At 64.3% G+C, this 25,412-nt stretch carries 23 protein-coding genes; 13 read left to right on the top strand and 10 right to left on the bottom strand.

Annotation, left to right across the window (positions count from 1 at the left end; translation table 11 throughout):
• Positions 1-167: 167 nt before the first annotated feature.
• Positions 168-1,739 carry a 2-isopropylmalate synthase gene (locus AC2FME_RS16175; protein ID WP_496797068.1) on the top strand — a complete coding sequence of 524 codons (1,572 nt, stop codon included), beginning with the start codon at positions 168-170 and terminating at the stop codon, positions 1,737-1,739.
• Positions 1,740-1,908: 169 nt separating this feature from the next.
• On the opposite strand, the gene AC2FME_RS16170 is transcribed toward AC2FME_RS16175, so the two are convergent.
• Positions 1,909-2,694, bottom strand: coding sequence for a 23S rRNA (adenine(2030)-N(6))-methyltransferase RlmJ (locus AC2FME_RS16170; RefSeq protein ID WP_496800980.1), 786 nt, complete (start codon positions 2,692-2,694; stop codon positions 1,909-1,911).
• Between the two features lie 156 nt (positions 2,695-2,850).
• Between AC2FME_RS16170 and AC2FME_RS16165 the strand changes: the two genes are divergently transcribed.
• The 6 genes from AC2FME_RS16165 (at position 2,851) to AC2FME_RS16140 (ending at position 9,414) form a co-directional block, all read left to right on the top strand.
• Complete coding sequence (locus AC2FME_RS16165; RefSeq protein WP_093963423.1) at positions 2,851-3,897, top strand: rod shape-determining protein; 1,047 nt, start codon at positions 2,851-2,853, stop codon at positions 3,895-3,897.
• A gap of 61 nt (positions 3,898-3,958) precedes the next feature.
• Positions 3,959-4,864 carry a rod shape-determining protein MreC gene (gene mreC, locus AC2FME_RS16160; protein ID WP_496688136.1) on the top strand — a complete coding sequence of 302 codons (906 nt, stop codon included), beginning with the start codon at positions 3,959-3,961 and terminating at the stop codon, positions 4,862-4,864.
• The gene (locus tag AC2FME_RS16155) at positions 4,857-5,393 is read left to right on the top strand and encodes a rod shape-determining protein MreD (protein ID WP_496800979.1); all 537 of its coding nucleotides are present in this window, start codon (positions 4,857-4,859) and stop codon (positions 5,391-5,393) included. The genes mreC and AC2FME_RS16155 overlap by 8 nt, the downstream gene beginning before the upstream one ends.
• Positions 5,390-7,336 (top strand): penicillin-binding protein 2, encoded by a 1,947-nt coding sequence (mrdA, locus tag AC2FME_RS16150; RefSeq protein ID WP_496688133.1) that lies wholly within the window; start codon positions 5,390-5,392, stop codon positions 7,334-7,336. The genes AC2FME_RS16155 and mrdA overlap by 4 nt, the downstream gene beginning before the upstream one ends.
• The gene (gene rodA, locus AC2FME_RS16145) at positions 7,333-8,472 is read left to right on the top strand and encodes a rod shape-determining protein RodA (RefSeq protein ID WP_496681881.1); all 1,140 of its coding nucleotides are present in this window, start codon (positions 7,333-7,335) and stop codon (positions 8,470-8,472) included. The genes mrdA and rodA overlap by 4 nt, the downstream gene beginning before the upstream one ends.
• 15 nt (positions 8,473-8,487) lie before the next feature.
• Entirely contained in the window at positions 8,488-9,414 is a 927-nt protein-coding gene (locus AC2FME_RS16140; protein WP_496800978.1) for a 2-hydroxyacid dehydrogenase, read from the top strand.
• Between the two features lie 88 nt (positions 9,415-9,502).
• Here the strand turns inward: AC2FME_RS16140 and AC2FME_RS16135 are convergent, their stop codons facing one another.
• The 6 genes from AC2FME_RS16135 to AC2FME_RS16110 form a co-directional block, all read right to left on the bottom strand.
• Entirely contained in the window at positions 9,503-11,518 is a 2,016-nt protein-coding gene (locus AC2FME_RS16135; RefSeq protein ID WP_496800977.1) for a M3 family metallopeptidase, read from the bottom strand.
• 82 nt (positions 11,519-11,600) lie between these two features.
• Positions 11,601-12,647 (bottom strand): HesA/MoeB/ThiF family protein, encoded by a 1,047-nt coding sequence (locus AC2FME_RS16130; RefSeq protein WP_496800976.1) that lies wholly within the window; start codon positions 12,645-12,647, stop codon positions 11,601-11,603.
• Positions 12,647-13,102, bottom strand: coding sequence for a dUTP diphosphatase (gene dut, locus AC2FME_RS16125; RefSeq protein WP_496711668.1), 456 nt, complete (start codon positions 13,100-13,102; stop codon positions 12,647-12,649). The genes AC2FME_RS16130 and dut overlap by 1 nt, the downstream gene beginning before the upstream one ends.
• 45 nt (positions 13,103-13,147) lie before the next feature.
• The gene (gene coaBC, locus AC2FME_RS16120; protein ID WP_496800975.1) at positions 13,148-14,344 is read right to left on the bottom strand and encodes a bifunctional phosphopantothenoylcysteine decarboxylase/phosphopantothenate--cysteine ligase CoaBC; all 1,197 of its coding nucleotides are present in this window, start codon (positions 14,342-14,344) and stop codon (positions 13,148-13,150) included.
• A 64-nt stretch (positions 14,345-14,408) separates the two neighbouring features.
• The gene (locus AC2FME_RS16115; protein ID WP_496682064.1) at positions 14,409-15,233 is read right to left on the bottom strand and encodes a ChaN family lipoprotein; all 825 of its coding nucleotides are present in this window, start codon (positions 15,231-15,233) and stop codon (positions 14,409-14,411) included.
• Positions 15,230-16,108 carry an RNA polymerase factor sigma-32 gene (locus AC2FME_RS16110; protein ID WP_496682065.1) on the bottom strand — a complete coding sequence of 293 codons (879 nt, stop codon included), beginning with the start codon at positions 16,106-16,108 and terminating at the stop codon, positions 15,230-15,232. Before AC2FME_RS16110 ends, AC2FME_RS16115 begins: the two co-directional genes overlap by 4 nt.
• A 101-nt stretch (positions 16,109-16,209) precedes the next feature.
• Between AC2FME_RS16110 and cobU the strand changes: the two genes are divergently transcribed.
• The 4 genes from cobU (at position 16,210) to AC2FME_RS16090 (ending at position 19,822) form a co-directional block, all read left to right on the top strand.
• A complete protein-coding gene (cobU, locus tag AC2FME_RS16105) occupies positions 16,210-16,731 on the top strand; it encodes a bifunctional adenosylcobinamide kinase/adenosylcobinamide-phosphate guanylyltransferase (protein ID WP_496682068.1) in 522 nt (173 codons plus the stop codon).
• Positions 16,728-17,306 carry a histidine phosphatase family protein gene (locus AC2FME_RS16100; protein ID WP_496800974.1) on the top strand — a complete coding sequence of 193 codons (579 nt, stop codon included), beginning with the start codon at positions 16,728-16,730 and terminating at the stop codon, positions 17,304-17,306. The genes cobU and AC2FME_RS16100 overlap by 4 nt, the downstream gene beginning before the upstream one ends.
• Before the next feature lie 58 nt (positions 17,307-17,364).
• The gene (locus AC2FME_RS16095) at positions 17,365-18,243 is read left to right on the top strand and encodes a glutathione S-transferase (protein ID WP_496742215.1); all 879 of its coding nucleotides are present in this window, start codon (positions 17,365-17,367) and stop codon (positions 18,241-18,243) included.
• 64 nt (positions 18,244-18,307) lie between these two features.
• Positions 18,308-19,822, top strand: a complete 1,515-nt coding sequence (locus tag AC2FME_RS16090) for a YifB family Mg chelatase-like AAA ATPase (RefSeq protein WP_496800973.1) — start codon at positions 18,308-18,310, stop codon at positions 19,820-19,822.
• Here the strand turns inward: AC2FME_RS16090 and gshB are convergent.
• The 3 genes from gshB to rsmI form a co-directional block, all read right to left on the bottom strand.
• Entirely contained in the window at positions 19,819-20,751 is a 933-nt protein-coding gene (gshB, locus tag AC2FME_RS16085) for a glutathione synthase (protein ID WP_496688115.1), read from the bottom strand. The genes AC2FME_RS16090 and gshB overlap by 4 nt on opposite strands.
• Positions 20,752-20,812: 61 nt before the next feature.
• Positions 20,813-21,184, bottom strand: a complete 372-nt coding sequence (locus tag AC2FME_RS16080; protein WP_496682081.1) for a YraN family protein — start codon at positions 21,182-21,184, stop codon at positions 20,813-20,815.
• Between the two features lies 1 nt (position 21,185).
• Complete coding sequence (rsmI, locus tag AC2FME_RS16075) at positions 21,186-22,043, bottom strand: 16S rRNA (cytidine(1402)-2'-O)-methyltransferase (RefSeq protein WP_496712949.1); 858 nt, start codon at positions 22,041-22,043, stop codon at positions 21,186-21,188.
• An 88-nt stretch (positions 22,044-22,131) separates the two neighbouring features.
• Between rsmI and AC2FME_RS16070 the strand changes: the two genes are divergently transcribed.
• A complete protein-coding gene (locus AC2FME_RS16070) occupies positions 22,132-23,292 on the top strand; it encodes a penicillin-binding protein activator (protein WP_496800972.1) in 1,161 nt (386 codons plus the stop codon).
• Positions 23,252-25,412 (top strand): [protein-PII] uridylyltransferase (locus tag AC2FME_RS16065; RefSeq protein ID WP_496800971.1); only part of this gene is annotated, 2,161 nt, incomplete at its 3' end. The genes AC2FME_RS16070 and AC2FME_RS16065, both read left to right, overlap by 41 nt.

Genomic DNA, 25,412 nt, shown 5'->3' with positions numbered 1-25,412 from the left:
CCATGATCAACCGCGCAGATATCCCCTCGTTCGACGCCACCGCCCGTGGCGCGTCCCTGCGTGGCCTACTGATCCTAATCCGCCTCTGAGCGTGCCATCCGGCGCGCCCGCTCAGAGGAGGACGCCTGCGCGCCAATGGCTTTAGGACAGACAAGAAAGTGACCCCCATGACCAACGTGACCGACCAAGACCGCGTCTTGATCTTTGACACCACTTTGCGCGACGGCGAGCAAAGCCCCGGCGCAACCATGACCCATGACGAAAAGCTGGAAATCGCCGAGCTGCTGGACGACATGGGCGTCGACATCATCGAGGCCGGCTTTCCAATCGCTTCCGAGGGGGATTTCAAGGCCGTGTCGGAAATCGCGCAGCGCGCGAAGAACGCCCGCATCTGCGGCCTGGCCCGTGCGAATTTCGCCGATATCGACCGCTGCTGGGAGGCGGTGAAACACGCCGAGAAGAACCGGATCCACACCTTCATCGGCACCTCACCACTGCACCGGGCCATTCCGAACCTGACTCAGGACGAGATGGCCGAAAAGATCCACGAGACCGTCAGCCACGCCCGCAACCTGTGCGAAGACGTGCAATGGTCGCCGATGGATGCGACCCGGACCGAATGGGACTATCTGTGCCGCGTGATCGAGATTGCGATCAAGGCCGGCGCGACCACGATCAACATTCCCGATACGGTGGGCTATACTGCTCCGGCGGAGTCGGCCGATCTGATCCGCAGGTTGATCGAAACCGTTCCGGGCGCTGACGAGGTGGTCTTTGCCACCCATTGCCACAACGATCTGGGCATGGCGACCGCAAACGCCCTGGCCGCGGTTGCCGGCGGCGCACGGCAGATAGAATGCACGATCAACGGCCTGGGGGAACGCGCGGGCAATACCGCGCTGGAAGAAGTCGTGATGGCCCTGCGTACCCGCAATGACATCATGCCGTGGAAAACGGGCATCGACACCACCAAGATCATGCATATCTCGCGCAGGGTGGCGACGGTTTCGGGCTTTCCGGTGCAGTTCAACAAAGCGATCGTCGGCAAGAACGCCTTTGCGCATGAAAGCGGCATCCATCAGGATGGCATGCTGAAGAACCGCGAGAATTTCGAGATCATGCGCCCCGAGGATATAGGCCTTTCGGGCACCTCGCTTCCGCTGGGCAAGCATTCGGGCCGGGCCGCGCTGCGCGACAAGCTGGAGACACTCGGCTACGAGGTCGGGGACAACCAGCTCAAGGACATCTTCGTGCGGTTCAAGGAACTGGCCGACCGCAAGAAAGAGGTGTTCGACGACGACCTGATCGCGCTGATGAGCGCTGATGACGCGACCAACGACCACCTGCAGCTGGTCTCGATGAAAGTCACCTGCGGCACCGGCGGTCAGGCCGAAGCCACGGTCGAACTGGAGGTCGACGGCAAGGATGTCATCGCCACCGAGCACGGGGACGGGCCGGTCGACGCCACCTTCAAGGCGATCCGAGTGATCTACCCGAACAAGGCGCATCTGCAGCTGTACCAAGTGCATGCCGTGACCGAAGGCACCGACGCGCAGGCCACGGTTTCCGTCCGTCTGGAGGAAGACGGCATGATCGCCACGGGCCAATCCGCGAACACGGATACCGTGGTGGCGTCGGCCAAGGCCTATATCAGCGCGCTGAACCGCTTGATCATGCGCCGCGAAAAGGCCGGCCCGGGCGCGGATGCACGCGAGATCAGCTACAAGGATCTGACCTGATCAGAAATGGCAGGCAGGGCTCCCGCGCCCGCGGCAGCCCGGCTTCGCCGCGCAGCCTGACGGCCTTGGGCCTGGCACCGCTCCCAAGGCGCGGTGCCGGGCCCAACACGTTTGGCGGCATCTTTGATGCTGTCAGACGGGGCGGGAGACCATCGCCCCTGAAGCGCAGTCAGATCTTTGCGAACAGGTCGGAAAGACGCGCCGCCTCGTCTTCGATCCCGAAGGGTGCATTGACCACGAACATGCCCGAACCGATCATCCGGTGCCCCTTCCGCGCAGGCGGAAACCGAACTTCGTGCACGAACGTTTTGGGAAGATCCAGGCTCTTCAGTGCCGACACCATCGAAACGTGCCGATCGTCCGTCAGGATCGGGTACCACAGGGCAATGAGGCCCACGTTCCACTTGCGGTGCAACTTGGCGATCAGCCCAGGCAGGCGGCCATAATCCGCCTTTACCTCGTAGCTGGGGTCAATCAGCATCATCCCGCGCCGAGGTGTGGGCGGCAGAACCGACTGAGCCAGCTCGAACCCGTCTTGTCTGTACGTCTTGGCACCGCGCCCAGTCAGAGCCTGGTTCAGCGCCGCGTATTCCTGCGGGTGAAGCTCGGCGAAATGCAGACTGTCCTGCGGACGCAGCAGGCTTGCCGCAATCAGCGGCGATCCGGGATAGGCCGTTTCGCCAAACTGCGCCTGAACCGAGTGCAACGCGCGTGCCAGCGGGTGATCATCGGCAAACCACCCGTTGCTCAGCGCGCGCCCGATCCCTGCCGCTGCCTCTCCGGTCTGCACGGCCTCGGGGGCATTCAGGTGATACAAGCCCCGCCCCGAATGAGTCTCGAGATAGCTGATCGGCTTGTCCTTGCGGGTCATGTAGTCCAGCATCCATGCCAACAAAGCGTGCTTTTGCACGTCCGCCAGATTTCCCGCGTGGTAAATGTGTTGATATGAGAGCATGTTGCCTTCTAAAGTCCCTGTCAGAAAGGCGGAAAGGCGCTGACTTACGCGGAATCAGCCCTTTTACCGGGCGTCTTGGCACCCTATAAGTCATCCGTCCCGGAACCGTCGAGTCGCGGGCAGTAGAAATTTCTGACAGACAGGATCAGGGGAAATATGGGGATCTTCGACAGTTTGGGCGGCCTGTTCACAGCGGATATGGCCATCGACCTCGGGACGGCCAACACGCTGGTCTATGTCAAGGGGCGCGGCGTGATCCTGTCGGAGCCCTCGGTTGTCGCCTACCATGTCAAGGACGGGGTCAAGAAGGTTCTGGCCGTGGGCGAAGATGCCAAGCTGATGCTGGGCCGTACTCCTGGCTCGATCGAGGCCATCCGCCCAATGCGCGAGGGGGTGATCGCCGATTTCGACACCGCGGAAGAGATGATCAAGCATTTCATCCGCAAGGTGCACAAGCGTTCGACCTTTTCGAAGCCCAAGATCATCGTCTGCGTGCCGCATGGCGCAACGCCAGTTGAAAAACGCGCGATCCGTCAGTCGGTTCTGTCGGCGGGCGCCCGCCGCGCGGGTCTGATTGCCGAGCCAATTGCCGCCGCCATCGGCGCCGGGATGCCGATCACCGATCCCACCGGCAACATGGTCGTGGATATCGGCGGCGGCACCACCGAGGTGGCCGTTCTGTCGCTGGGCGACATCGTCTATGCCCGATCGGTCCGCGTGGGGGGCGACCGCATGGACGAGGCGATCATCTCGTATCTGCGCCGTCAGCAGAACCTGCTGGTGGGCGAATCCACCGCCGAGCGGATCAAGACCACCATCGGCACGGCCCGGATGCCCGATGACGGGCGCGGCCAATCGATGCATATCCGCGGACGCGACCTGCTGAACGGTGTTCCCAAGGAAATCGAGATCAGCCAGGCTCAAGTGGCCGAGGCTCTGTCGGAACCCGTCCAGCAGATCTGCGAGGCGGTGATGACCGCACTGGAAACCACCCCACCAGATCTGGCTGCGGACATCGTGGACCGGGGCGTGATGCTGACCGGCGGCGGCGCGCTGCTGGGCGATCTGGACCTGGCCCTGCGCGAACAGACCGGATTGGCCGTGTCGATTGCCGACGAAAGCCTGAACTGCGTGGCTTTGGGCACCGGCAAGGCCCTGGAATACGAAAAACAGCTGCGCCACGCGATTGACTACGAAAGCTGAGGCGCGCACCCTCTGATCTGAGGGTCAACGATCGGGCACGAGCAGCACGGGAAGGAGTCCTGTGGCAAAAGACCGGGCACAGCGCGACGACTATACCACCCCCCTGCGCCGCTTGTTCACGGGGATCGTCGTCTTGTGCCTGCTGGGCATCTTTCTGGTCTGGCGCATCGACAGTCCTCGGGTCGAGCGGTTCCGGGCGCAGGTGGTCGATACGGTGGTGCCCTCGATGGATTGGGCCATGGTGCCGGTGACGGCCACCGTTAACCTGGTGCGGGATTTTCAAAGCTATCAGCGGCTCAGCGAACAGAACCGCGAACTGCGCAGCGAACTGCGTCGCATGCGCGCCTGGAAAGAAGCCGCGCTACAACTGGAGCAGGAAAATGCGCGCCTATTGGACCTGAACAATGTTCGACTTGATCCGCGTCTGACTTACATCACCGGCGTCGTCATGGCCGACAGCGGGTCACCGTTCCGGCAATCGGTTTTGCTGAACGTCGGCGAGCGCGATGGCATCGTCGACGGCTGGGCCACGATGGACGGCATCGGGGTGGTGGGGCGTATCTCGGGCGTGGGGCCAGACACGGCGCGGGTGATCCTGCTGACGGACGCGTCCAGCGCGATACCCGCCACCATTCAACCGTCCGGCCAGACGGCGCTGATCCAGGGGGACAACACCCCGGCGCCCGTGGTCGAATTTCTGGAAAACCGCGAACTCGTGCGTCCTGGCGACCGCGTGGTGACCTCGGGCGATGGCGGCGTCTTTCCGGCGGGCCTGCTGATCGGCCAGATCGCGGAAGACCCCAGCGGCCGCCTGCGCGTACGCCTGTCGGCAGATTTCGAACGCTTGGAGTTCCTGCGTGTGCTGCGCTATCACGCGGCCGATCCAATCCGCGATCCGGGCGGGTTGGTCGGTCCGAAACGCCCCGAAGCGTTGCTGCTTCCCAATGACGAGGCCGCCGATGGATAGGGCCGCGTCGCGCTTGTGGATGATGCGGGGCCTCTATCTGGCCTTGGGCATGCTGGTGATGTTTTTCCACCTATTGCCATTGGACACCCGCCCCGATCGCTGGCCGTTTCCCGAATTACTGATCGCCTTGACCTTCGCATGGGTCCTACGGCGGCCTGACGACGTTCCAACCCTCAGCGTGGCGTTCGTCATGTTGATGGAAGATTTGTTGCTGCAACGCCCACCGGGCCTGCTGGCAGCGCTGGTGGTCATGGGCGCGTCCTATCTTCGGTCGGCTGGGCCGGGCATGCGCGATATGGGCTTTGTAGCGGAGTGGACATCGGTCGGGGCGGTCATTGCGGCTATTTTCCTGTCAAACCGCATCGTGCTGGGGCTGCTATCGGTCGAACAGGGGGCGTTGGCGCCGGTTCTGGTCCAGGCGGCTCTGACCGTGATGGTCTACCCGCTTGTCGTCATCTTCGGCCAGGGCGTTCTGGGCGTCCGGCGCCCGTCGGCGGTCGACCCGACGATCCGGGGGGGGCAGGCATGAAACGCCCCACCAGGGACAAAGGCCTGGCCCACAAACGCCTGACCCGGCGGGCCCTGGTACTGGGCGGCATGCAGCTTGCCTTTGCCGGGGGGTTGGCGGCGCGCATGCGGTACATGCAGGTCGAACAGGCCGATCAATACCGGCTGCTGGCCGAAGAGAACCGCATCAACATCCGGCTGATCCCGCCGACCCGAGGTCGTATTTATGACCGGAACGGACAGGTGATCGCGCAGAATTCGCCTTCGTACCGGATCGTCATCGTGCGCGAGGACGCCGGCGACGTCGACAAGGTGATCGCTGATCTGGCGCGGCTGATCCCGTTGAAGGAAGAAGAGATCGAGCGCGCCAAGACCGAAATGCGGCGCACGGCCCCGTTCCTGCCCGTCACCTTGGCCGACCAGGTGACGTGGGAGGATATCTCGAAAGTGGCGATCAATGCCCCGGCCCTTCCTGGCGTCACGCCCGAGGTCGGCCTGACCCGCCAATATCCCCGCTACGAGGATTTCGCCCATGTGGTCGGCTATGTCGGACCTGTCAGCGACTACGACCTGAGCAAGATGGAAGACCCCGAGCCGGTGTTGATGATCCCGCGCTTTCAGATCGGCAAGGTCGGGCTTGAGGCCAAGAAGGAAGACCTGCTGCGCGGCAAGGCGGGCGCCAAGCGGGTCGAGGTCAATGCAACCGGCCGGGTCATGCGGGAACTTGACCGCCGCGAGGGCCAGCCCGGCGCTGACCTGCAATTGACCATCGACGCCGACCTGCAGGAATACGCGCAGGCCCGGCTGGCCGGCGAAAGCGCCGCCGTGGTCGTGATCGATTGTGAGACGGGCGATCTGCGGGCAATCAGCTCTACACCCAGCTTCGACCCCAACCTGTTCGTGCGTGGGATCTCGGTGGCGGATTACCAGGCCCTGACTCAGAACAACCATCGCCCGCTGGCCAACAAGACGGTTCAGGGCACTTATCCGCCCGGTTCGACCTTCAAGATGATCACCGCGCTGGCCGCGCTCGAGGCCGGCGTCGTGGGCCCGGGCAACACCGTCTATTGTCCCGGCTACCTGAAGGTGGGCAGCCGGCGATTCCACTGCTGGAAACGCGGCGGGCATGGGACCGTCGACCTTGAAACCTCGCTGAAGCGCAGCTGTGATGTCTACTACTATGACGTGGCCCTGCGCGTTGGGATCGACAGAATCTCGGACATGGCGCGCAAGTTCGGTCTGGGCATCAAACACGACCTACCGATGTCGGCCGTGGCCGCGGGTCTTGCCCCGAACCAAGAATGGAAACGGCGCGTCCACGGCCAGGAATGGCTGATCGGCGACACGGCCAACGCCTCGATCGGGCAGGGCTACATGCTGGCATCGCCCTTGCAGCTGGCCGTCATGTCGGCCCGGATCGCCACAGGGCGCGCGGTCACGCCGCGTCTGATCCGCAGCGTCAACGGGGTCGAACAGCCCACGGGCGAGGGCGCGCCGCTGGACGTGAACCCCCGCAACCTTGAACAGGTCCGCAAGGCGATGTTTACGGTCTCGAACGACCGTCGCGGGACGGCCTATCGCAGCCGCATCATCGCCGACGAGTTCCGGATGGCGGGCAAGACTGGCACCAGCCAGGTGCGCAACATCACCAAGGCCGAGCGCGCCGCTGGCGTGATCCGCAACGAGGACCTGCCGTGGGAGCGCCGCGACCATGCCCTGTTCGTCAGCTTCGCGCCCTATGACAATCCGAAATTTGCGGTGGCGGTGGTCGTCGAGCACGGCGGCGGCGGTTCCAAGGCGGCGGCGCCGGTCGCCCGCGACGTGATGCTGCAGGCGCTGTACGGTGGCACGCCCCCGCTCGAGGCCTATCCGGTGGCCGACCGAGAGCGTATCAAGGAACAGCAAAAACGCCTGGAAGGCGATCGGCGTCCCAAGGCGCGGCCCGAGAAGAAGGATCGCGCATGAGCTATTTAGAATATGCCGTAAAGACCACGCCGACCGGGCTGCGCAAGTTTCTGTACATGAACTGGCCCCTGACCCTGTTGCTGATCAGCGTCGCCAGCGCCGGCTTTCTGATGCTGTATTCGGTCGCCGGAGGGTCGTGGCGCCCTTGGGCGGAACCGCAAATGGAGCGTTTCGGCCTCGGCCTTGCGGTCATGTTCATCGTGGCGCTGATCCCGATCTGGTTCTGGCGCAGCATGTCCTTGCTGGCTTATCTCGGCTCTCTTGGCCTGTTGGTGCTGGTCGAGCTGTTCGGCACGGTTGGCATGGGCGCCCAGCGCTGGATCGACTTGGGGTTCATGCGGCTGCAGCCCTCCGAACTCACCAAGGTCACGCTGGTGATGGTGTTGGCTGCCTACTACGACTGGCTGCCTTCGGAAAAGACGTCGCGACCGCTCTGGGTGCTTCTGCCTCTTCTCCTGATCCTGATCCCGACCGCGCTGGTGTTGAAACAGCCGGACCTGGGAACCGCGATCCTGCTGCTGGCGGCCGGAGGTGGGCTGATGTTTCTGGCAGGCGTGCATTGGGCCTATTTCGCCGCCGTCATCGCGGCGGGGGTGGGCCTGATCACTGCCGTGTTCAAAAGTCGCGGTACCGACTGGCAGTTGCTGAAAGACTATCAGTTCCGCCGCATCGACACCTTTCTCGACCCCTCAAGCGACCCTCTGGGCGCCGGATATCACATCACCCAGTCGAAAATCGCGCTGGGGTCCGGCGGCTGGAACGGACGTGGGTTCATGCAGGGCACGCAATCGCGCCTGAACTTCCTGCCCGAAAAGCACACCGACTTCATCTTCACGACCCTGGCCGAAGAATTCGGCTTCGTCGGGGGCATCACGCTGCTGACGCTCTACGGGCTGATTCTTGTCTTCTGCCTTGTCACCGCCCTGTCCGCCAAGGACCGGTATTCGTCCCTGGTGACCTTGGGCATCTCGCTGAACTTCTTTCTGTTCTTTGCGGTCAACATGTCGATGGTCATGGGTCTGGCCCCGGTGGTGGGGGTGCCGCTGCCGATGGTCAGCTATGGCGGCTCGGCCATGCTGGTGCTGATGGTCGCCTTCGGCATCGTCCAGAGCGCCCACATCCACCGCCCCCGCTGACCCGAAAGGCTTGCGATGTCGATCAATGTCCTGTTCTCTGCCCGCCCTGCCCTGTGGCCGGTCTATGAACCGCTCTTGACCAAGGGCCTGTCGGGGATGGACGCCACCATCGCCATCGATCTTCCGCCGGAACAGGTGGACTATGTCGTCTATGCCCCCAATGGCGGTCTGCAGGATTTCACCCCGTTCAAGCGGTTGAAGGCGGTGCTCAGCCTCTGGGCGGGGGTCGAGAAGATCGCCGGAAACGAAACCCTGACCGTTCCGCTGGCCCGGATGGTCGATCACGGCCTGACTCAGGGTATGACCGAATGGGTGGTGGGCCACGTCCTGCGCTACCATCTGGGCATGGACCGGCACATCACGGTGCAAGACGGTGTCTGGGCCCCGGACCCTCCGCCTTTGGCGTCCCAGCGAACGGTCTGCGTGCTGGGACTGGGGGCGCTGGGGCAGGCGGCGGCCGTGGCGCTGTCCAGTCTCGGGTTCAACGTCATCGGTTGGAGCCGCACCGCCAAGACCATCCCCGGAGTCAGCGGCATGCATGGGCCTGACGGCCTGCGCCGCGCGTTGCGACAGGCCGACATCGTGGTTCTGTTGCTGCCCGATACCCCGGCGACCGAAAACACCCTGAACGCCGAGACGCTGGCCCTGCTGCCCAAAGGCGCCCGGATCATCAATCCGGGGCGCGGAGCGCTGATCGACGATCAGGCCCTGCTGCAAGCGTTAGACACGGGCCAGATCGCCCATGCAACGTTGGACGTGTTCCGCACCGAACCCTTGCCGCCCCAGCATCCCTATTGGGCGCATCCGAACGTGACGGTCACGCCCCATATCGCCTCGGAAACCCGGCCCGAGACCGCAGCCCAGGTCATCTGCGAGAACATCCGACGCAACGAAGCCGGACAGCCGCTTTTGCATCTGGTCGATCGCGACCTGGGCTACTGACGGCGCAGGAACAGCGCCGCATGCCAATCTCACTTGGTCCGTCGCCCGGCCCGCAATGGGCAGCGCGCGGCGGGGCGCAACCGGTCGGTCACGCCGCGATCAGGCCCCGCCCTTTCAGCAAGGCATCAACGCCCGGCAAGCGACCGCGAAACGCCAGATACAGATCTTCGGCCTCTTTCGAGCCGCCGGTCGACAGGATGTGTTCTTCCAGCGCCCGCGCCTTTTCGGGGTCGAACGCACCGCCGGCCTCTTCAAAGGCCGCAAAGGCATCCGCGTCCATGACCTCGGACCACATATAGCTGTAGTAGCCCGAGCTGTAGCCGTCCCCGGCAAAGACATGCGCGAAATGCGGGGTCGCGTGGCGCATCCCGATCGCATGCGGCATCCCGATCTCGGCCAGAACCTCGGCCTGCCGCGCCATCAGATCGGCCGGAGCCGGACCGTCGTGAAAGGCCAGATCGACCAGCGCCGAGGCCACATATTCCACCGTCTGGAAGCCCTGATCGAAGTTGGCGGCACCCAGAACCTTTTCCAGCATCTCGGGCGGCATTGGCTCACCGGTTTCGGCATGGGTCGCGAACTGGGCCAGCACCTCGGGCACTTCCAGCCAATGTTCGTACAGCTGGCTCGGCAGCTCGACGAAATCCCGCGCGACGCTGGTGCCCGAGATGCTTTCATAGGTCACGTTCGACAGCATCTGATGCAGGGCGTGCCCGAATTCGTGGAACAGGGTCCGCGCGTCGTCATAGGACAACAGGGCCGGGTCACCCTTGGCGAAATTGCACACGTTGATGACAATCGGCGTCTGCACCTTGGGAAACTTGGCCTGCGCCCGCATCGCGCTGCACCATGCGCCAGACCGTTTCGAGCCGCGCGCGAAATAGTCGCCGATGAAAACGGCCACATGCTGGCCATTTCGGGTGACCTCCCAGGCCCGGCAATCGGGATGATACAGCGGCACATCCAGCGGCGCGAACTCCAGCCCGAACAGACGGTTGGCACAAGAAAACGCGGCCTCGATCATCCGGTCCAGTTGCAGAAAGGGCTTCAGCGCCGCCTCATCAAGGTCATGCTCGGCCTTGCGGCGCTTTTCAGCATAATAGCGCCAGTCCCACGGTTCGAGCGGACCGTTGATGCCGTCGGCCTGCATCATCTGCGTCAGCACCGCGGCATCGGCCTCGGCGCGGGCCTTGGCGGGGGTCCAGACCTGCATTAGCAGTTCGCGCACGCGCTGGGGGCTGCGGGCCATCTCGGTCTCCAGCTTGAAGGCCGCGAAATTCTCATAGCCCAGCAGCCGGGCGCGTTCCTCGCGCAGCTTCAGGATCTCGGCCGCGATGTCGCGGTTGTCGGTTTCACCCCCGTTCGCCCCACGCGCCGTCCAGGCGCGATAGGCCTTCTCGCGCAGGTCGCGCCGGGGCGAGAATTGCAGGAACGGCACGATCAGCGACCGCGACAGGGTCACGATAGGGCCATCCGCCCCCTTTTCCCGGCCCGCGGCCCGCGCGGCGTCGATCACGAAATCGGGCAGCCCGTCCAGATCATCCTCGGACAGCGGCATGAACCAGTTGCGCTCGTCCGCCAGCAGGTTCTGGGTGAAGGCGGTGCCAAGGCTGGCCAGACGCGCCTTGATGTCCTGCATGCGGGCATCCGCCTTGCCCTGCAGGGCCGCCCCCGAGCGGACAAAGCCGCGATGGGTCAGCATCAGCACCCGCGCCTGTTCCTCGGTCAAGCCCAGGTCGTCCCGCTGCGCCCACAGGTCCGCCACCCGCCGGAACAGGGCCTTGTTCGACGAGATCGCCGCGAAATGGGCCGCCAGCTTGGGCGAAAAGTCGCGCTGCAGCGCCTCGCGCGCCGGATTGCTGTCGGCTCCGGCCACGGTGTAGAATACCGACAGAACCTTGCTCAGACCTTCACCGGCGGCCTCGAGCGCCTCGATCGTGTTGGCAAAGCTTGGCGGTTCGGGGTTAGCTGCAATCGCCGCGATCTGGTCGGTATGCGCCTGCAGCGCCTGCTCGAGCGCCGGGGCGAAGTCATCATCCGAGATCTCGGCAAAAGGCGCGATTTCAAACGGGGTCGTCCAGTCGGACAGGATCGGGTTGCTCATCGAATACTCCTTTGAGCGTCAAGCTAGGAATAGCGGCAAGGATCGTCCAGAGGCGGACGCCAGGTTTCTGGAGCGGGTGCTCTCAGCCCAATTGCCCGCAGACGGGGCAATCGGCGCGCCGTGACAGGGTGATCTTGCGGCTTTCACCGTAAAGCGCGTCATAGATCAGCATCTCGCCGCGCAGGGCCTGACCGGCACCGGCGATCACCTTGATCGCCTCGACCGCCATCATTGCGCCCACCACGCCGGGCAGCGGCCCGATCACCCCGGCCTCGGCGCAAGAGGGCGCAAGACCCGGGGCCGGAGCCTCGGGGAAGATGCACTGGTAGCAGGGCGCGCCGCTGGCCGGATCAAACACGCTCAGCTGCCCCTCCCACTGCGACAGCGCGCCTGAGATCAGCGGTTTGCCCAGCGCCACGGCGGTGCGGTTGGCCAGATGCCGGGTCTCAAAATTGTCGGTTCCATCGAGGATCAAGTCATAGTCGGAAAACAGCTCGGCGGCGATCTCCTCGGTCAGACGACGGTGATAGGGGCGCACGATGACGTTGGGGTTCTGCGCCTCCATCGCCTGCTGCGCGGAGAAGACCTTGGGCATGCCGATGTCGGTATCGCGATGGATCACCTGCCGCTGCAGGTTGGCGTTTTCGACCACGTCGTCATCGATCACCCCGATCGTACCGACACCCGCGGCCGCCAGGTATTGCAAGGCCGGCGCGCCAAGCCCCCCGGCGCCGATCACCAGCACGCGCGCCGTCTTCATGCGTTTCTGGCCCGGTCCGCCCAACTCACGCAGGACGATGTGACGGGCATAGCGTTCCAGTTCGGTCTGGCTGAACTGCCCGGCGGGGGCGGGCGCAGGCTCGGCCTGCACCGAATGGGCACGACGGCGCAACGCTTTCACGATCGCGCCATACCCCGTCACCAAAGCCACCGCCCCCACCAGAATCAACCACATCGCGGCCGACCCGCCGGTGGCCAGACGGACCGGGTGCCCATCGGGCAGCACCAGATGCGACAGCACGACTCCCGCCAGTAGAACCACAATCGAGACCCATCGCGCGGTTCGGGATGCGCCGGTCAGATAGCCCAGCCCCCACAGCCCCGCAGCCAGAATCAAGACCAACAGCATCAGCTGCGCCCGGTGGAACCGAACCCACCGGCTCCGCGTTCCGTCTGCCGCAGGCGGCCGGTCAGCTCGAACCGGGCCTGCACGACCGGCGCGACGACCAGCTGCGCGATCCGGTCGCCATGGGCGATCTCGAACCGGTCCTGCCCCGCGTTCAGCACGATCACCCCCAGCGGGCCGCGATAGTCGCTGTCGATCGTGCCCGGCGCGTTGGGCAGCGTGATCCCATGTTTCAAGGCAAGCCCCGAGCGTGGGCGGACCTGCACCTCGTATCCATCCGGTATCTCGATCCGCAGGCCGGTCGGCACCAGGGCGCGCTCTCCGGGCATCAGAACGATTTTGCCCCGATCCGGCAGGTTGGCCCGCACATCCGCACCGGCGGCACCGGCCGTTTCATAAGACGGCAATGCAACCGCCGGATCGGCCCCGTCTTCCCGGATCACCCGAATTGCCACCATCGCTGCCCCCTCGTTTTCCAACTGCGTGCACCTGCAATGGGCCGGTCACCCGGCCAAAGCCGCCGCAATCCGTTCCGCCAACTGCGCGGCCACCGCGTCCTTGCCCATGCGCGGCCATTCCTCGGCGCCCTGGTCCGTGATCAGCACAACCGCGTTCTCGGCCCCGCCCATGATCCCCGTCGCCGGGCTAACGTCATTGGCCACGATCCAGTCACAGCCCTTGCGCGCCCGCTTGGCGGTTGCATGGGCGATCACGTCGTCAGTCTCGGCGGCGAAACCCACGACCAAGGCGGGCCGGCCAGCACCCAAGTGCGACACCCGCTTCAGGATGTCCGGGTTCTCGGCAAACTCCAGTGCGGGCGTGCCATCGCGGCTTTTCTTGAGCTTGCGGTCCGAGGCCCCGTCAACGCGCCAGTCGGCCACCGCGGCGGCGAACACGCCCGCATCCACCGGCAAGGCGGCATCCACCGCATCCGACATCTGCTGCGCGGTCTCGACACGCACCACCTGCACGCCGTCGGGCGGCGGCACCTCGGCGGGACCGGTGACAAAGACCACCTCGGCCCCCAGCGCCGCCAGAGCCCGGGCAATCGCGGCACCCTGCGCGCCCGAGGACCGGTTGGCGATGTACCGCACCGGGTCGATCGGCTCGTGCGTCGGCCCCGAGGTCACCAGAATCCGCTTGCCCGTCAACGGACCGTCCGCCAGCGCCGCCTCGACCGCCGCGACGATCTCCAGCGGCTCGGACATCCGCCCGGGCCCGTATTCGCCGCAGGCCATGTCGCCATCGTTCGGCCCCACGAACCGAACCCCGTCGGCGATCAACTGACGGTGGTTGCGTTTGGTCGCCGGGTGGGTCCACATCCGCACGTTCATCGCCGGCGCGCACAGAACCGGCGTGTCCGTCGCCATCAACAGGGTCGAGGCCAGATCGTTGGCCAGCCCTCCGGCCATCTTGCCCATCAGATCGGCCGTCGCGGGCGCGACTACCACCAGATCGGCCGAGCGCGACAGTTGGATGTGCCCCATCTCGGCCTCATCCGTCAGGTCGAACAGATCGCGATAGGCCTTTTCCCCGGCCAGGGCCGCCACCGAAAGCGGTGTCACGAATTCTTCGGCCGCGCGGGTCAGGACCGGAGTGACCGAGGCGCCCCGCTCGCGCAGGCGGCGGATCAGGTCGAGCGACTTGTAGGCCGCGATGCCTCCGCCGATGATCAGGAGAATCCGTTTGGATGCCAGCATGTTCAGCCTTTCCCGGTCGCAGTCGGACCCGACACTATGCCACGCATGGCCCGAGTTCCAGCGGTTAATCCTGCGTCTCGAACGCCTTGCAGGGGTCCTCGCGATCGGCGGCGGGACTGTTGATCACCGCATCGAATTCACCGGTCAGCGCACCGTCTTCGGCCTGCCCCAACACGAACAGCCTCAGCCCCGGCTGCAGACGGCTCAGGAAGGTCGGAATGCCCTGATCCTTGCGCGCATGCCCATTGCCCGTGATCACCGCCACCGGTCCGCCGGTCTCATCCACCGCGCGCAGGATGGCGCGGGCCAGAACCGCATCGCGCAGGCGTTGGATGGCGACCAGCTGTGGCAAAATCTCGGCGGGCATGGCGTTGCAGTGGGCCGCCTGCTGCTCGGCCTCGCGCGCCGCCTGATCCTCGGGGGCCAGCGGCACGGTCAGGCCGTATCGCGCCGCATCCGCGCCCAGCGCGGTCGCGGCCCCGCGCTCCATCGCGGCCCGGGCAGCCGCACGGGGCACCATAGCTCCATAGACCGGGGCGTTCGAAGCCTGAAAAACCGGATAATACATGCTGAGCGGTGGCCATCCGGATTCGGCCCAGCGCAGGATGCGCGACAGTTCCTCGGGGTTTGACGCGGCCGTCTGCGCCAGACGCTGCGCGCCCTCTTCGGTGACCATTTCCCAAACGACGGCCGACGGCTCGATCGCTGCAATTGCCTCGGTCTGCACCACGTGATGGCGCGGGTTGTCGTGAACCTCGCCCAGGATGACCACATCGGCCTCTTTCATCAGGGCTAGAACATCGTCGGGTATGTATTCACCGGCCGCCGCCGCGCGCGCCAAACCGGTGAGGGAAACGGCAGCCGCCGTCAGAATCGCAAGAAATCTCATGCGAAGAAGTGTTGCACCTCGCGCGATTGCCCTTCAAGGCTCTTGCGCATTTTCACGAAGGCCGCCGCCTCGAGTTGGCGCACGCGCTCTTTCGACAGGCCCAATTCCTGACCGAGGCTTTCCAGCGTCCGCGCCGGGTCGCGCAACTTTCGCTCGCGCACGATGAACCGTTCCCGGTCGTTCAGCGCCTGCATCGCCGTGATGAGCCATTCCCGTAATTGGCGGGTGTCGTGTCCATGTTCCACGAGTTCGGCGGCCTGCGCGCTGTCATCCTCCAGCGCGTCGATCCATTCGCGTCCATCTTCGTCGGCCGACTGCACGGCGTTCAGAGAAAAATCGGACCCAGCCAGCCGGCCATGCATCATTTCGACATCACGCAGCGGAACACCAATCTCGGCCGCGATCATCTGGTAAAGCTGGTGCCGGTCCAGTTCCAAACCATCGGACGCAGCTTCGCGCTCCAGCCGCGCCTGCACCCGGCGCATATTGAAGAACAGGGATTTCTGGGATGACGTCGAACCGGTCCGCACCATCGACCAGTTGCGCATCACGTAGTCCTGAATGCTGGCCTTGATCCACCACACCGCATAGGTCGAGAAGCGAACCCCGCGATCCGGGTCGAACTTGTCTGCTGCCTTCATTAGGCCCAGCCCGGCCTCTTGGATCAGGTCATTCATCGGCGCGCCATAGCGTTTGAACTTGGCCGCCATTGAAATTGCCAATCGCATATAGGCCATAATCAATCGGTGTAGGGCCTGTTCGTCGCGCTCGTCGCGCCAAGCGTAGGCCAGGCGCAATTCGGTTTCCGCATCCAGCAATTCGGCTTTCATAGCCTGCCGGGACATCGAGAAGTCGTTCGGGTTATCCAGTGCCATGCAGCTCTCCCATCTGTCGTAGGCGCCGCCGGTCTTGCCTTGCCGACGTATGGTCGATACGCAAGGGCGCACCGGGTGGATCACTGTAAAGGTAGTAAAAAATGCATCCCGATTTAACCTTTGTGCTGGGTGGCGCGGCGTCGGGAAAATCTGCATTTGCCGAGCAACTCTCTGTTTCAACAGGAAAAACCCGCGTCTACCTTGCAACATCACAAGTGTTTGATGATGAGATGCGCCTAAAAATCAGGCGCCATGTGGACCAAAGAGGCGACGGCTGGCACACGATCGAAGCCCCGATGGACCTGCGTCCGGCGCTGGCGGGGCTGAGCCCGGATCAGGTCTGCCTGATCGATTGCGCCACGATGTGGCTCAGCAATCACTTGCTTGCCGACAGCGATCTTGAACGGGAACAGGCCGCCCTTTTGGCCGCGCTACGGACCTGCCCCGCGCAGGTCGTGATGGTCTCGAACGAGGTGGGACACGGTATCGTTCCCGACAATGCGCTGGCCCGCAAATTCCGCGAGGCGCAGGGGCGGCTGAACATTGCCCTCGCCGCCCAAGCCGATCTGGTGGTTCAGGTCATCGCGGGACTACCGCAGGTCTTGAAAGGCCAGTTGCCGTGACCCGGTTGCATTTGGTCCGTCACGGCCCGACCCATGCCAAGACGATGGTGGGCTGGTCCGATATTCCCGCCGACCTGAGCGACCACGCGGCCCTCACGCGCCTGCACGACCACCTGCCGCGGGATGCGCTGGTCATTTCCTCGGACCTGTCGCGCGCTGCGGATACGGCCACGGCAATTCAAGGCACGCGCCGCCGCCTGCCGCACCACCCCGACCTGCGCGAGATCCATTTCGGCACTTGGGAAATGCGCACCTTTCCCGAGATCGAGGCAGAAGACCCCGAACTGGCCTTTGCCTATTGGGACAGCCCAGGCGACGTGCGTCCGCCCAACGGCGAAAGCTGGAACGCGGTCCGCGCGCGGGTCGACGCGGCGATCGACGGTTTGATCGCTACGCATACAGGCGCCAATCTGGTCATCGTGGCTCATTTCGGCGTGATCCTGACCCAGATACAGCGTGCCTTGGATCTGGACGCGCAACAGGCCTTTGCCCATCGCATCGACAACCTGTCGGTGACCGAGTTGGCGTTTGACGGCAAAACCTGGTCGGTCGGCCGGATCAATCATCTTCCGTGAATACAACGCACACAAATCAGCGTTTTACCGATGTCAGGCGTTCGGCCATCCTTGAGCCATGACATATGACCTTTTCATCGGGGACCGCCTGTTTTCAAGCTGGTCCATGCGCGGATGGCTGATGCTGGAAAAATTCGGCCTGCCCTACACGACCCACATGATCGGCCTGTATTCGGGCACGATGGCCCGGGACATGCAGCCGCTGGCCCCGGCCCGTCTGGTCCCTGGGCTGCGCCTGCCCGACGGCACGGTGGTCGGCGAAAGCCTCGCCATCGCCGAGACGCTGGCCGAACGCCATCCCGATGCCCAGCTTTGGCCGCAAGACGCCGCCGGCCGCGCAACCGCCCGTTGGCTTTGTGCCGAGATGGCCGCCGGGTTCCATGCACTGCGGTCGGCCTGCCCCATGCAACTCAAACACCGCTGGAAAGGGTTTGAGCCGTCCGGCGAAACCCGCGCCGATCTGACCCGGATCGAGACCCTGTGGGCGCATGCGCGCAAAATTTCGGGCATGGAGTCCGGCCCGTTGTTCGGCAGCTATTCGCTGGCCGATGTGTTCTATACACCGGTCGCGGCCCGGATCATCGGCTACGGTCTGCCCGTATCCGCGCAGAACCACGACTATTGCATGGAGTTGTTGTCGGACCCGGCGGTTCGACAATGGCGCGCGATGGGTCTAACGGTCGACTACGACCCGTTCCCCTATGACCAGCCGCTCGACGCCGAGCCTTGGCCGATCGGCGAGGCCTCGACAGCCCGCGCAGTTGAGGCGGGGCCGTCGGTCAATGACCTCTGCCCCTATTCCGGCGAACCGGTGACCGCATTTCTCGAACTGGACAGCAAACGATGGGGCTTCTGCAACACTTTCTGCCGCGACAAAACCGTGGCCGACCCCGGAGCGTGGCCGAAATTCACGCATATGATCCGGCAAGCGATGTGACCGTTAACCATTCCTAAACCGGCGCCATGGCAGCAAGGCCCTGTTAACCACGAACAGGATCGCCATGGTCGCCCGCGCTCATACCGTTGCTTTTCAGGGGGTCGAGGCCCGCCCGGTCGAGGTGCAATGCGCCGTATCCCCCGGGCTGCCCGCCTTTTCAATCGTCGGCCTGCCGGACAAGGCCGTGTCCGAGGCCCGCGAACGCGTGCGCAGTGCGCTCAGTGCAATGGCCATTGCGCTGCCATCCAAACGCATCACGATCAACCTGTCGCCCGCCGACCTGCCCAAGGAAGGCAGCCATTTCGACCTGCCGATCGCGCTGGCCCTGCTCTGTGCCATCGACATCCTGCCCGCCGACGCCGCCGAAGGCACCATGGCTCTGGGCGAGCTTTCGCTGGACGGCTCATTGGTACCCGTGGCCGGCGCCCTGCCCGCCGCGATGACCGCCGCGGCCGAGGGCCGCACGCTGCTGTGTCCGCGCGCGTCGGGCGCCGAGGCGGCCTGGGTTGACGCAACCCAGGTGATCGGGGCCGCGTCCCTGGGCGACGTCGTGCGCCATTTTACGGGTCAGTCGCCCCTGTCGGTCGCCCAACCCGGCGAGGTCAGGTTGGAGCCCTCGACCCGCGATCTGCGCGACGTCAAAGGGCAGGAACGGGCAAAACGCGCGCTGGAAATCGCGGCAGCCGGCCGTCACCACATGATCATGATCGGCACGCCGGGATCGGGCAAATCCATGCTGGCTGCCCGCTTGCCCGGCATACTGCCGCCGCTGACGCCCACCGAGGCGCTCGAGACCTCGATGATCCAATCGCTGTGCGGTATGCTGGACGAGGGCGGCATCAGCAGGACCCGCCCGTTCCGCGAGCCGCATCACACGGCATCGATGGCGGCGATCGTAGGCGGCGGAAAAGGCGCGAAACCCGGAGAGATTTCCCTGGCCCACAACGGCGTCCTGTTCATGGACGAGTTCCCCGAGTTTCCGCGTACGGTTCTGGAAACCCTACGCCAGCCCATCGAGACCGGCGAGGTCATGGTCGCCCGCGCCAACGCCCATGTGAAATACCCCTGCCGGTTCATGTTGGTGGCGGCAGCGAACCCCTGTAAATGCGGATATCTCAGCGACCCGTCCCGCGCCTGCTCGCGCGCACCCGTCTGCGGCGAGGACTATCTGGGCCGCATCTCGGGGCCGCTGATGGACCGGTTCGATCTGCGGATAGAGGTGCCGCCCGTGGGCTTTACCGACCTTGACCTGCCCCCATCCGGAGACAGCTCGGCCACCGTTGCCACGAGGGTGCAGCAGGCGCGCGTTGTTCAGGCCCAGCGCTTTCAGGACACGCCCGGCATTCGCCAGAACGCCGATATCGAGGGCAATCTGCTGGAAGAGGTCGCCGCTCCAGACGCCGAGGGCAAGGACCTGCTGGTCAAGGCGGCCGAACGGTTCGGCCTGTCGGCGCGGGCCTACCACCGTATTCTGCGTGTGGCCCGCACCATTGCGGATCTCGAGGGCGCGCCCGATGTGCGTCGCCCCCATGTGGCCGAGGCGCTGAGCTATAGGATCAGCGCCCGAGTTGCGGCTTAGACCTTGGCCTCAATCGCCTGCCAGATCTTTTCGGCAATATTGGTTCCGTTGAACCGCTCCAATTCCTGGATTCCTGTGGGCGAAGTCACGTTGATTTCGGTCAGATAGTCGCCGATCACGTCGATGCCTACGAAGATCTGGCCCTTTTCCTTCAGCAGCGGTCCGATGGCCGCGCAAATCTCAAGATCACGGTCGGTCAGGCCAATCTTTTCGGGGCGACCACCCACATGCATGTTCGACCGCGTCTCACCCTCGGCTGGAACGCGGTTGATCGCGCCGACCGGTTCGCCATCTACCAGGATCACCCGCTTGTCGCCGTTGCGCACATCCGGCAGGAATTTCTGAACGATCAGCGGCTCTCGCGAGAAACCGGTGAACAACTCGTGCAACGAGGTCAGGTTGCGGTCATCCGCATCGAGGCGGAACACGCCGGCCCCACCATTGCCATAGAGCGGCTTGAGGATGATGTCGCCGTGCTTTTCCTTGAACGCCTTGATGGTCCGCAGATCGCGGGCGATCGTGGTTGGCGGAGTCAGGTCAGGGAAATCCAGAACCAGCAGTTTTTCCGGGTAGTTGCGCACCCAGAACGGATCATTCACAACCAGCGTCTGCCCGCGCAGCCGATCCAGCAGATGGGTCGAGGTGATATAGTGCATGTCGAACGGCGGGTCCTGCCGCAGCCAGACGACATCGAAATCCGCAAGATCAACCTCGCGCTCAGGCCCCAGAACCGCGGGCTGGTCAGCAACCCGCTGCACCGTCATATCGTGACCGCGGGCGGTGATGCGCCCCTCTTGATAGGCCAGTTGATCGGGTCCGTAGTAAAACAGCTGGTGGCCGCGGGCCTGGGCTTCTTCGGCCAGCCGGAACGAGCTGTCGGCATTGATGTCCACGGCCCCGATCGGGTCCATCTGAAAGGCGATTTTCATGGCGTGTCCCTCGTGTTCACGCCAGATACATGGCCCAGCGGGGACGGGTGTTCAATGGCGATCAGCCCTGACCAAAGGCGTTTTCGACGATTTGCACTGCGCCCGTTGCATCCACCAGAGCCGCATCGAACCGGACATCGGTCAGCTGTCCGCCCGGTTCCTGCGCCAAATACTGCGCCGCCGAGGCATATATCCGGTCGATCTGGCGCTTGCTGATCCGAGCGGCGGCGCTGTCAAAGGTTTGGCTTTTCTTGACCTCGACGAACACAAGGCCTTGCGCATCCCGGACGATCAGGTCGATCTCGCCCCCCGCGCCGCGCCAACGCCTGTGACAGACCTCGAACCCTCGTCTTTCGTAGTCGGCAGCGACGCTGTGCTCGGCCGCTTGCCCGGCGTGATAGGAAACCGAGCCCTGGACCGACCGTCGCGCCATATCATCCCTTTCCCAGTTGCAGAGCCTTTTGGTAAATCGGCCGCCTTGGCAAATCATACATCTTGGACACCAGATCTGCCGCATCCCGCACCGAGTGCGTTTCCAGAGCCTGTCGCAGCGCCTCTTCTACATCCGAATCGTTAACGGCTTGTGAATGGGCGCGCTCCACCAGCAAGACGATCTCGCCCTTCACGGTGGCATCTCGATACTGCTCGGACAGCTCTACCAAGCTACCCCGCCGGACTTCCTCGAACTTTTTGGTCAGTTCACGACAGACCGCGGCCTGTCGCTCGTCGCCCAAGACTTGCGCCAGATCCGACAGGCATGCCCCCAAACGCTTGGGGGATTCGTAGAATACCAGCGTTCCGGGAATGTCGCGCAGCGCCTCGATCCGTGTTCGGCGGGCGCCTGACGCATTCGGCAGGAAACCGGCGAAAAAGAAGGCGTCCGTCGGCAGGCCCGCCAGGGTCAGCGCCGTCACTACAGCTGACGCACCGGGGGCGCAGGTCACGGTGAATCCGGCCTCGGCCGCCTGCTTGCCCAGGTCGTATCCCGGATCGGCGATCAGCGGCATCCCCGCCTCGGAGGCGTAGGCCACCGACTTGCCCTGGGCCAGTTCGGCCATGATCCGCTCGCGTGCGCCCGTGCCGCTGTGATCGTGATAGGACAGAATGCGCCGCCCTTCGAGCGGCACGCCGTGAATCTCCATCAGTTTGCGCAGGCTTCGTGTGTCTTCCGCGGCGATCACATCCGCCGAGGCCAGAACATCCAACGCCCTCAGCGTGATGTCGCGCGCCGTTCCGATCGGTGTGGCAACGAAATACAGCCCCCCCGCCAATCTAACCTTTTGGAAATTCAATGCTGGACCCTCGCAGCGTGACGTTTATTATCGCGGCGGCACCAAACAGCAGCGCCCCGTGCCGCCGGATCAGGGAGTTTTCATCGAGATGTCCACCGTTTGCAACCCCGTTCGCAAGATCGCGAAAATCGCCATCGGCATTGCCACTGCTGCGCTTCTGGCCGCCTGCGAGCCGGGCGCGACCGGCCGGGGCCCCTCGATCGATACCTCCGAGCCGGTTCCCGTTGCGCTGCTGGTGCCTCAGTCCAGCGATCCGTCGCTGGCCCAAAGCCTCGAGAACGCCGCGCGTCTGGCGATGGCGGATCTTCAGAACGCCCGGATCGACCTGCGGGTCTATGACACGGCCGGAAATCCGAACACCGCGACCGCGTCGGCGCAGCAGGCGGTGGCCGACGGCGCCAAGGTCATTCTGGGGCCCGTCTATGCCCAGGCCGCCAATGCGGCGGGGCTGGCAGTGCTGAGCAAGAACGTGAACGTGCTTTCGTTTTCGAACAATACCAGCATCGCGGGCGGCAATGTCTTCGTGCTGGGGCCGACCTTCGACAACACGGCCCGCCGGCTGATCAATTTCGCAGGCCGGCAGGGCAAATCGAAAATGGTTGTCGTCTACAGCAACGACGCCGCCGGGCAGTTGGGACGCGCCGCGATCGCCAACGCCCTTAGTGGCAGCCGAGTCGCCAATGCCGGCGAGGTCGGCTTTGACCGGTCTCAGCAAGGCGTGATCGACGCGGTTCCGGCGATCAAGGCCACGGTGGATCAGACCGGAGCGGATTCGATTTTCCTGACCGCCACGACCGCCGGCGCGCTGCCGTTGTTCACCCAATTGCTGCCCGAGGCCGGCGTGTCCCCCGCCCTGGTGCAATATATCGGCCTGACACGGTGGGACATCCCGGCGCAGACTCTGGAGTTGCCCGGGGTCCAGGGCGGATGGTTCGCCCTGCCCGATCCGGCCAAGGCCCAAGCCTATCGGCAGCGCTACAACGCGACCTATGGCGAGGCCCCGCACCCGATCAGTGGGTTGGCCTATGACGGTATCGCAGCCATCGGCGCCTTGGCCAGCCAGGGCAATTCGAACGCCCTGTCAGCGGCCGCGTTGACGCAGAACGCCGGGTTCCAGGGGGTGGGCGGCATCTTCCGTCTACGACCGGACGGCACCAACGAACGCGGTCTGGCGGTTGCCACGATCCAGAACAAACAGGTGGTTGTGATTGACCCTGCCCCACAAAGCTTCTCCGGCGCCGGTTTCTGAACCGCTTGCGCTGGCTCTGCAGCCCAGCGGCCCGCTGATCTGTGACGCCTCCGAGATTTTCGACTGCGATGCGATCGGCGCCCGGTTGTCAGCGGCCCTTATGGATAGCTCTGACACGGCGGCGGCCCGCGCTGCGGTGGTGCGCGTGTTGCGCGACGCGCAAAAGGCCGGGCGTCAGGCCATTGCCGAAGCGTTCACCGCCCGCCCTTTCGACGCCCGTCCATTGACCCGGTCCTACACCTATCTGACCGACGGGCTGGTCTGCACCGCGTTGCAGGTGGCCAGCACCCGGCTGCATCCGCTGGCGAATCCGACCCAGGGTGAAAAGATCGCCGTGATGGCGGTCGGCGGGTATGGGCGTGGGGAAATGGCACCGTTCTCGGATGTCGATCTGCTGTTCCTGACGCCCTACAAGATCACCGCTTGGGCCGAAAGCGTGATCGAATCCATGCTGTACATGCTGTGGGATCTGCGGCTGAAGGTCGGTCATTCGTCGCGCACGATCCGCGACTGCCTGCGCCTGGGCGAGGATGATTTCACGATCCGGACCGCGATGCTGGAGCACCGGTTTCTGGGCGGCGACGCGGCCCTGGCCGCCGAGCTCGAACAGCGGCTGAAATCTGACCTGTTCAAGGGCTCGGAACGCGAATTCATCGAGGCCAAGCTGCACGAACGGGACGCGCGCCACCTCAAACAGGGCGAGCGCTACGTGGTCGAGCCCAACGTGAAAGAAGGCAAGGGCGGGCTGCGCGACCTGCAGTCGCTGTACTGGATCGCCAAATATATCTACGGCGTGCAAGATGTGGCCGAGCTGGTGCCTCTCGGTCTTTTTACCGCCGACGAGCTCAGAACTTTCTCCCAAGCTGAAGAATTCCTGTGGGCGGTGCGCTCCCACCTGCATCTGGTTACCGGGCGGGCGACCGAGAAATTGACCTTTGATCTTCAGGTCGAAGTTGCCGAGCGTATGGGATACGAGGACCGCGCGGGACGTCGTGCGGTCGAAATCTTTATGCAGCGCTACTTCCGCGAGGCCACCCGAGTCGGTGAGTTGACACGGATTTTTTTGACGAAGCTCGAAGCGGCCCACATGAAGAGCGCGCCCCTGCTGGAACGTATCTTCAGCCGCAAACCGCGGGTCAAGCCGGGGTACAAGGTGGTGCACGGGCGTCTGGACGTGGCCGACCCCGACAGCTTCCTGTCCGACAAGCTGAACCTGCTGCGCCTGTTCGAAGAGGGCCTGCGCACCGGTATGCTGATCCACCCCGATGCCATGCGGCTAGTCACCGCCAACCTGCACCTGATCGACGATGACATGCGTAACGACAAAGAGGCGCGGCGCATCTTTCTGGATCTGATGCTAAAACACGGCAATCCCGAACGCGCGCTGCGCCGCATGAACGAACTGGGCGTTCTTTCGGCCTTCATCCCCGAATTCGAGCCCATCGTGGCGATGATGCAGTTCAACATGTACCACAGCTACACCGTGGACGAACACACGATCCAGTGCATCACAAACCTGGCGCAGATCGAACGCGGCGAGTTGGTCGAGGCGCTGCCCTTGGCCTCGTCGATCCTGAAGGGCGGCGTGAACCGTCGGGTGCTGTATGTCGCGCTGTTGCTGCATGACATCGGCAAGGGCCGCCCCGAGGATCATTCGATTCTGGGGGCCCGGATCGCCCGCACGGTGGCGCCGCGGCTGGGGCTAAACAAGAAGGAATGCGAAACCGTCGAGTGGCTGGTGCGCTATCACCTGCTGATGTCGGACATGGCGCAGAAGCGCGACATTTCCGACCCGCGCACGGTCCGCGACTTCGCCAAAGCGGTGAAAACCGTCAAACGGCTGGACCTGCTGACTGTTCTGACGGCCTGCGACATCCGCGGGGTGGGGCCCGATACCTGGAACAACTGGAAGGCCACCTTGCTGCGCGCGCTGCACGCCGAAACCAAGCGGGCGCTGGAAACCGGGATGGAGGATCTCAACCGCGCCAACCGGGGCGCCGAGGCCAAGAAGGCGCTGCGCGAGGCGCTGGCGGGCTGGTCCAAGGCCGATCTCAAGACCGAGACCGCGCGGCACTATGACCCGTATTGGCAGGGTCTGAACCTCGAAACCCATGTCGAGT

Source organism: Ruegeria sp. BHSC026 (genome assembly GCF_059613065.1).
Note: the sequence above shows the minus strand (reverse complement) of the source record. Positions and strands in the feature narration are given on the sequence as shown.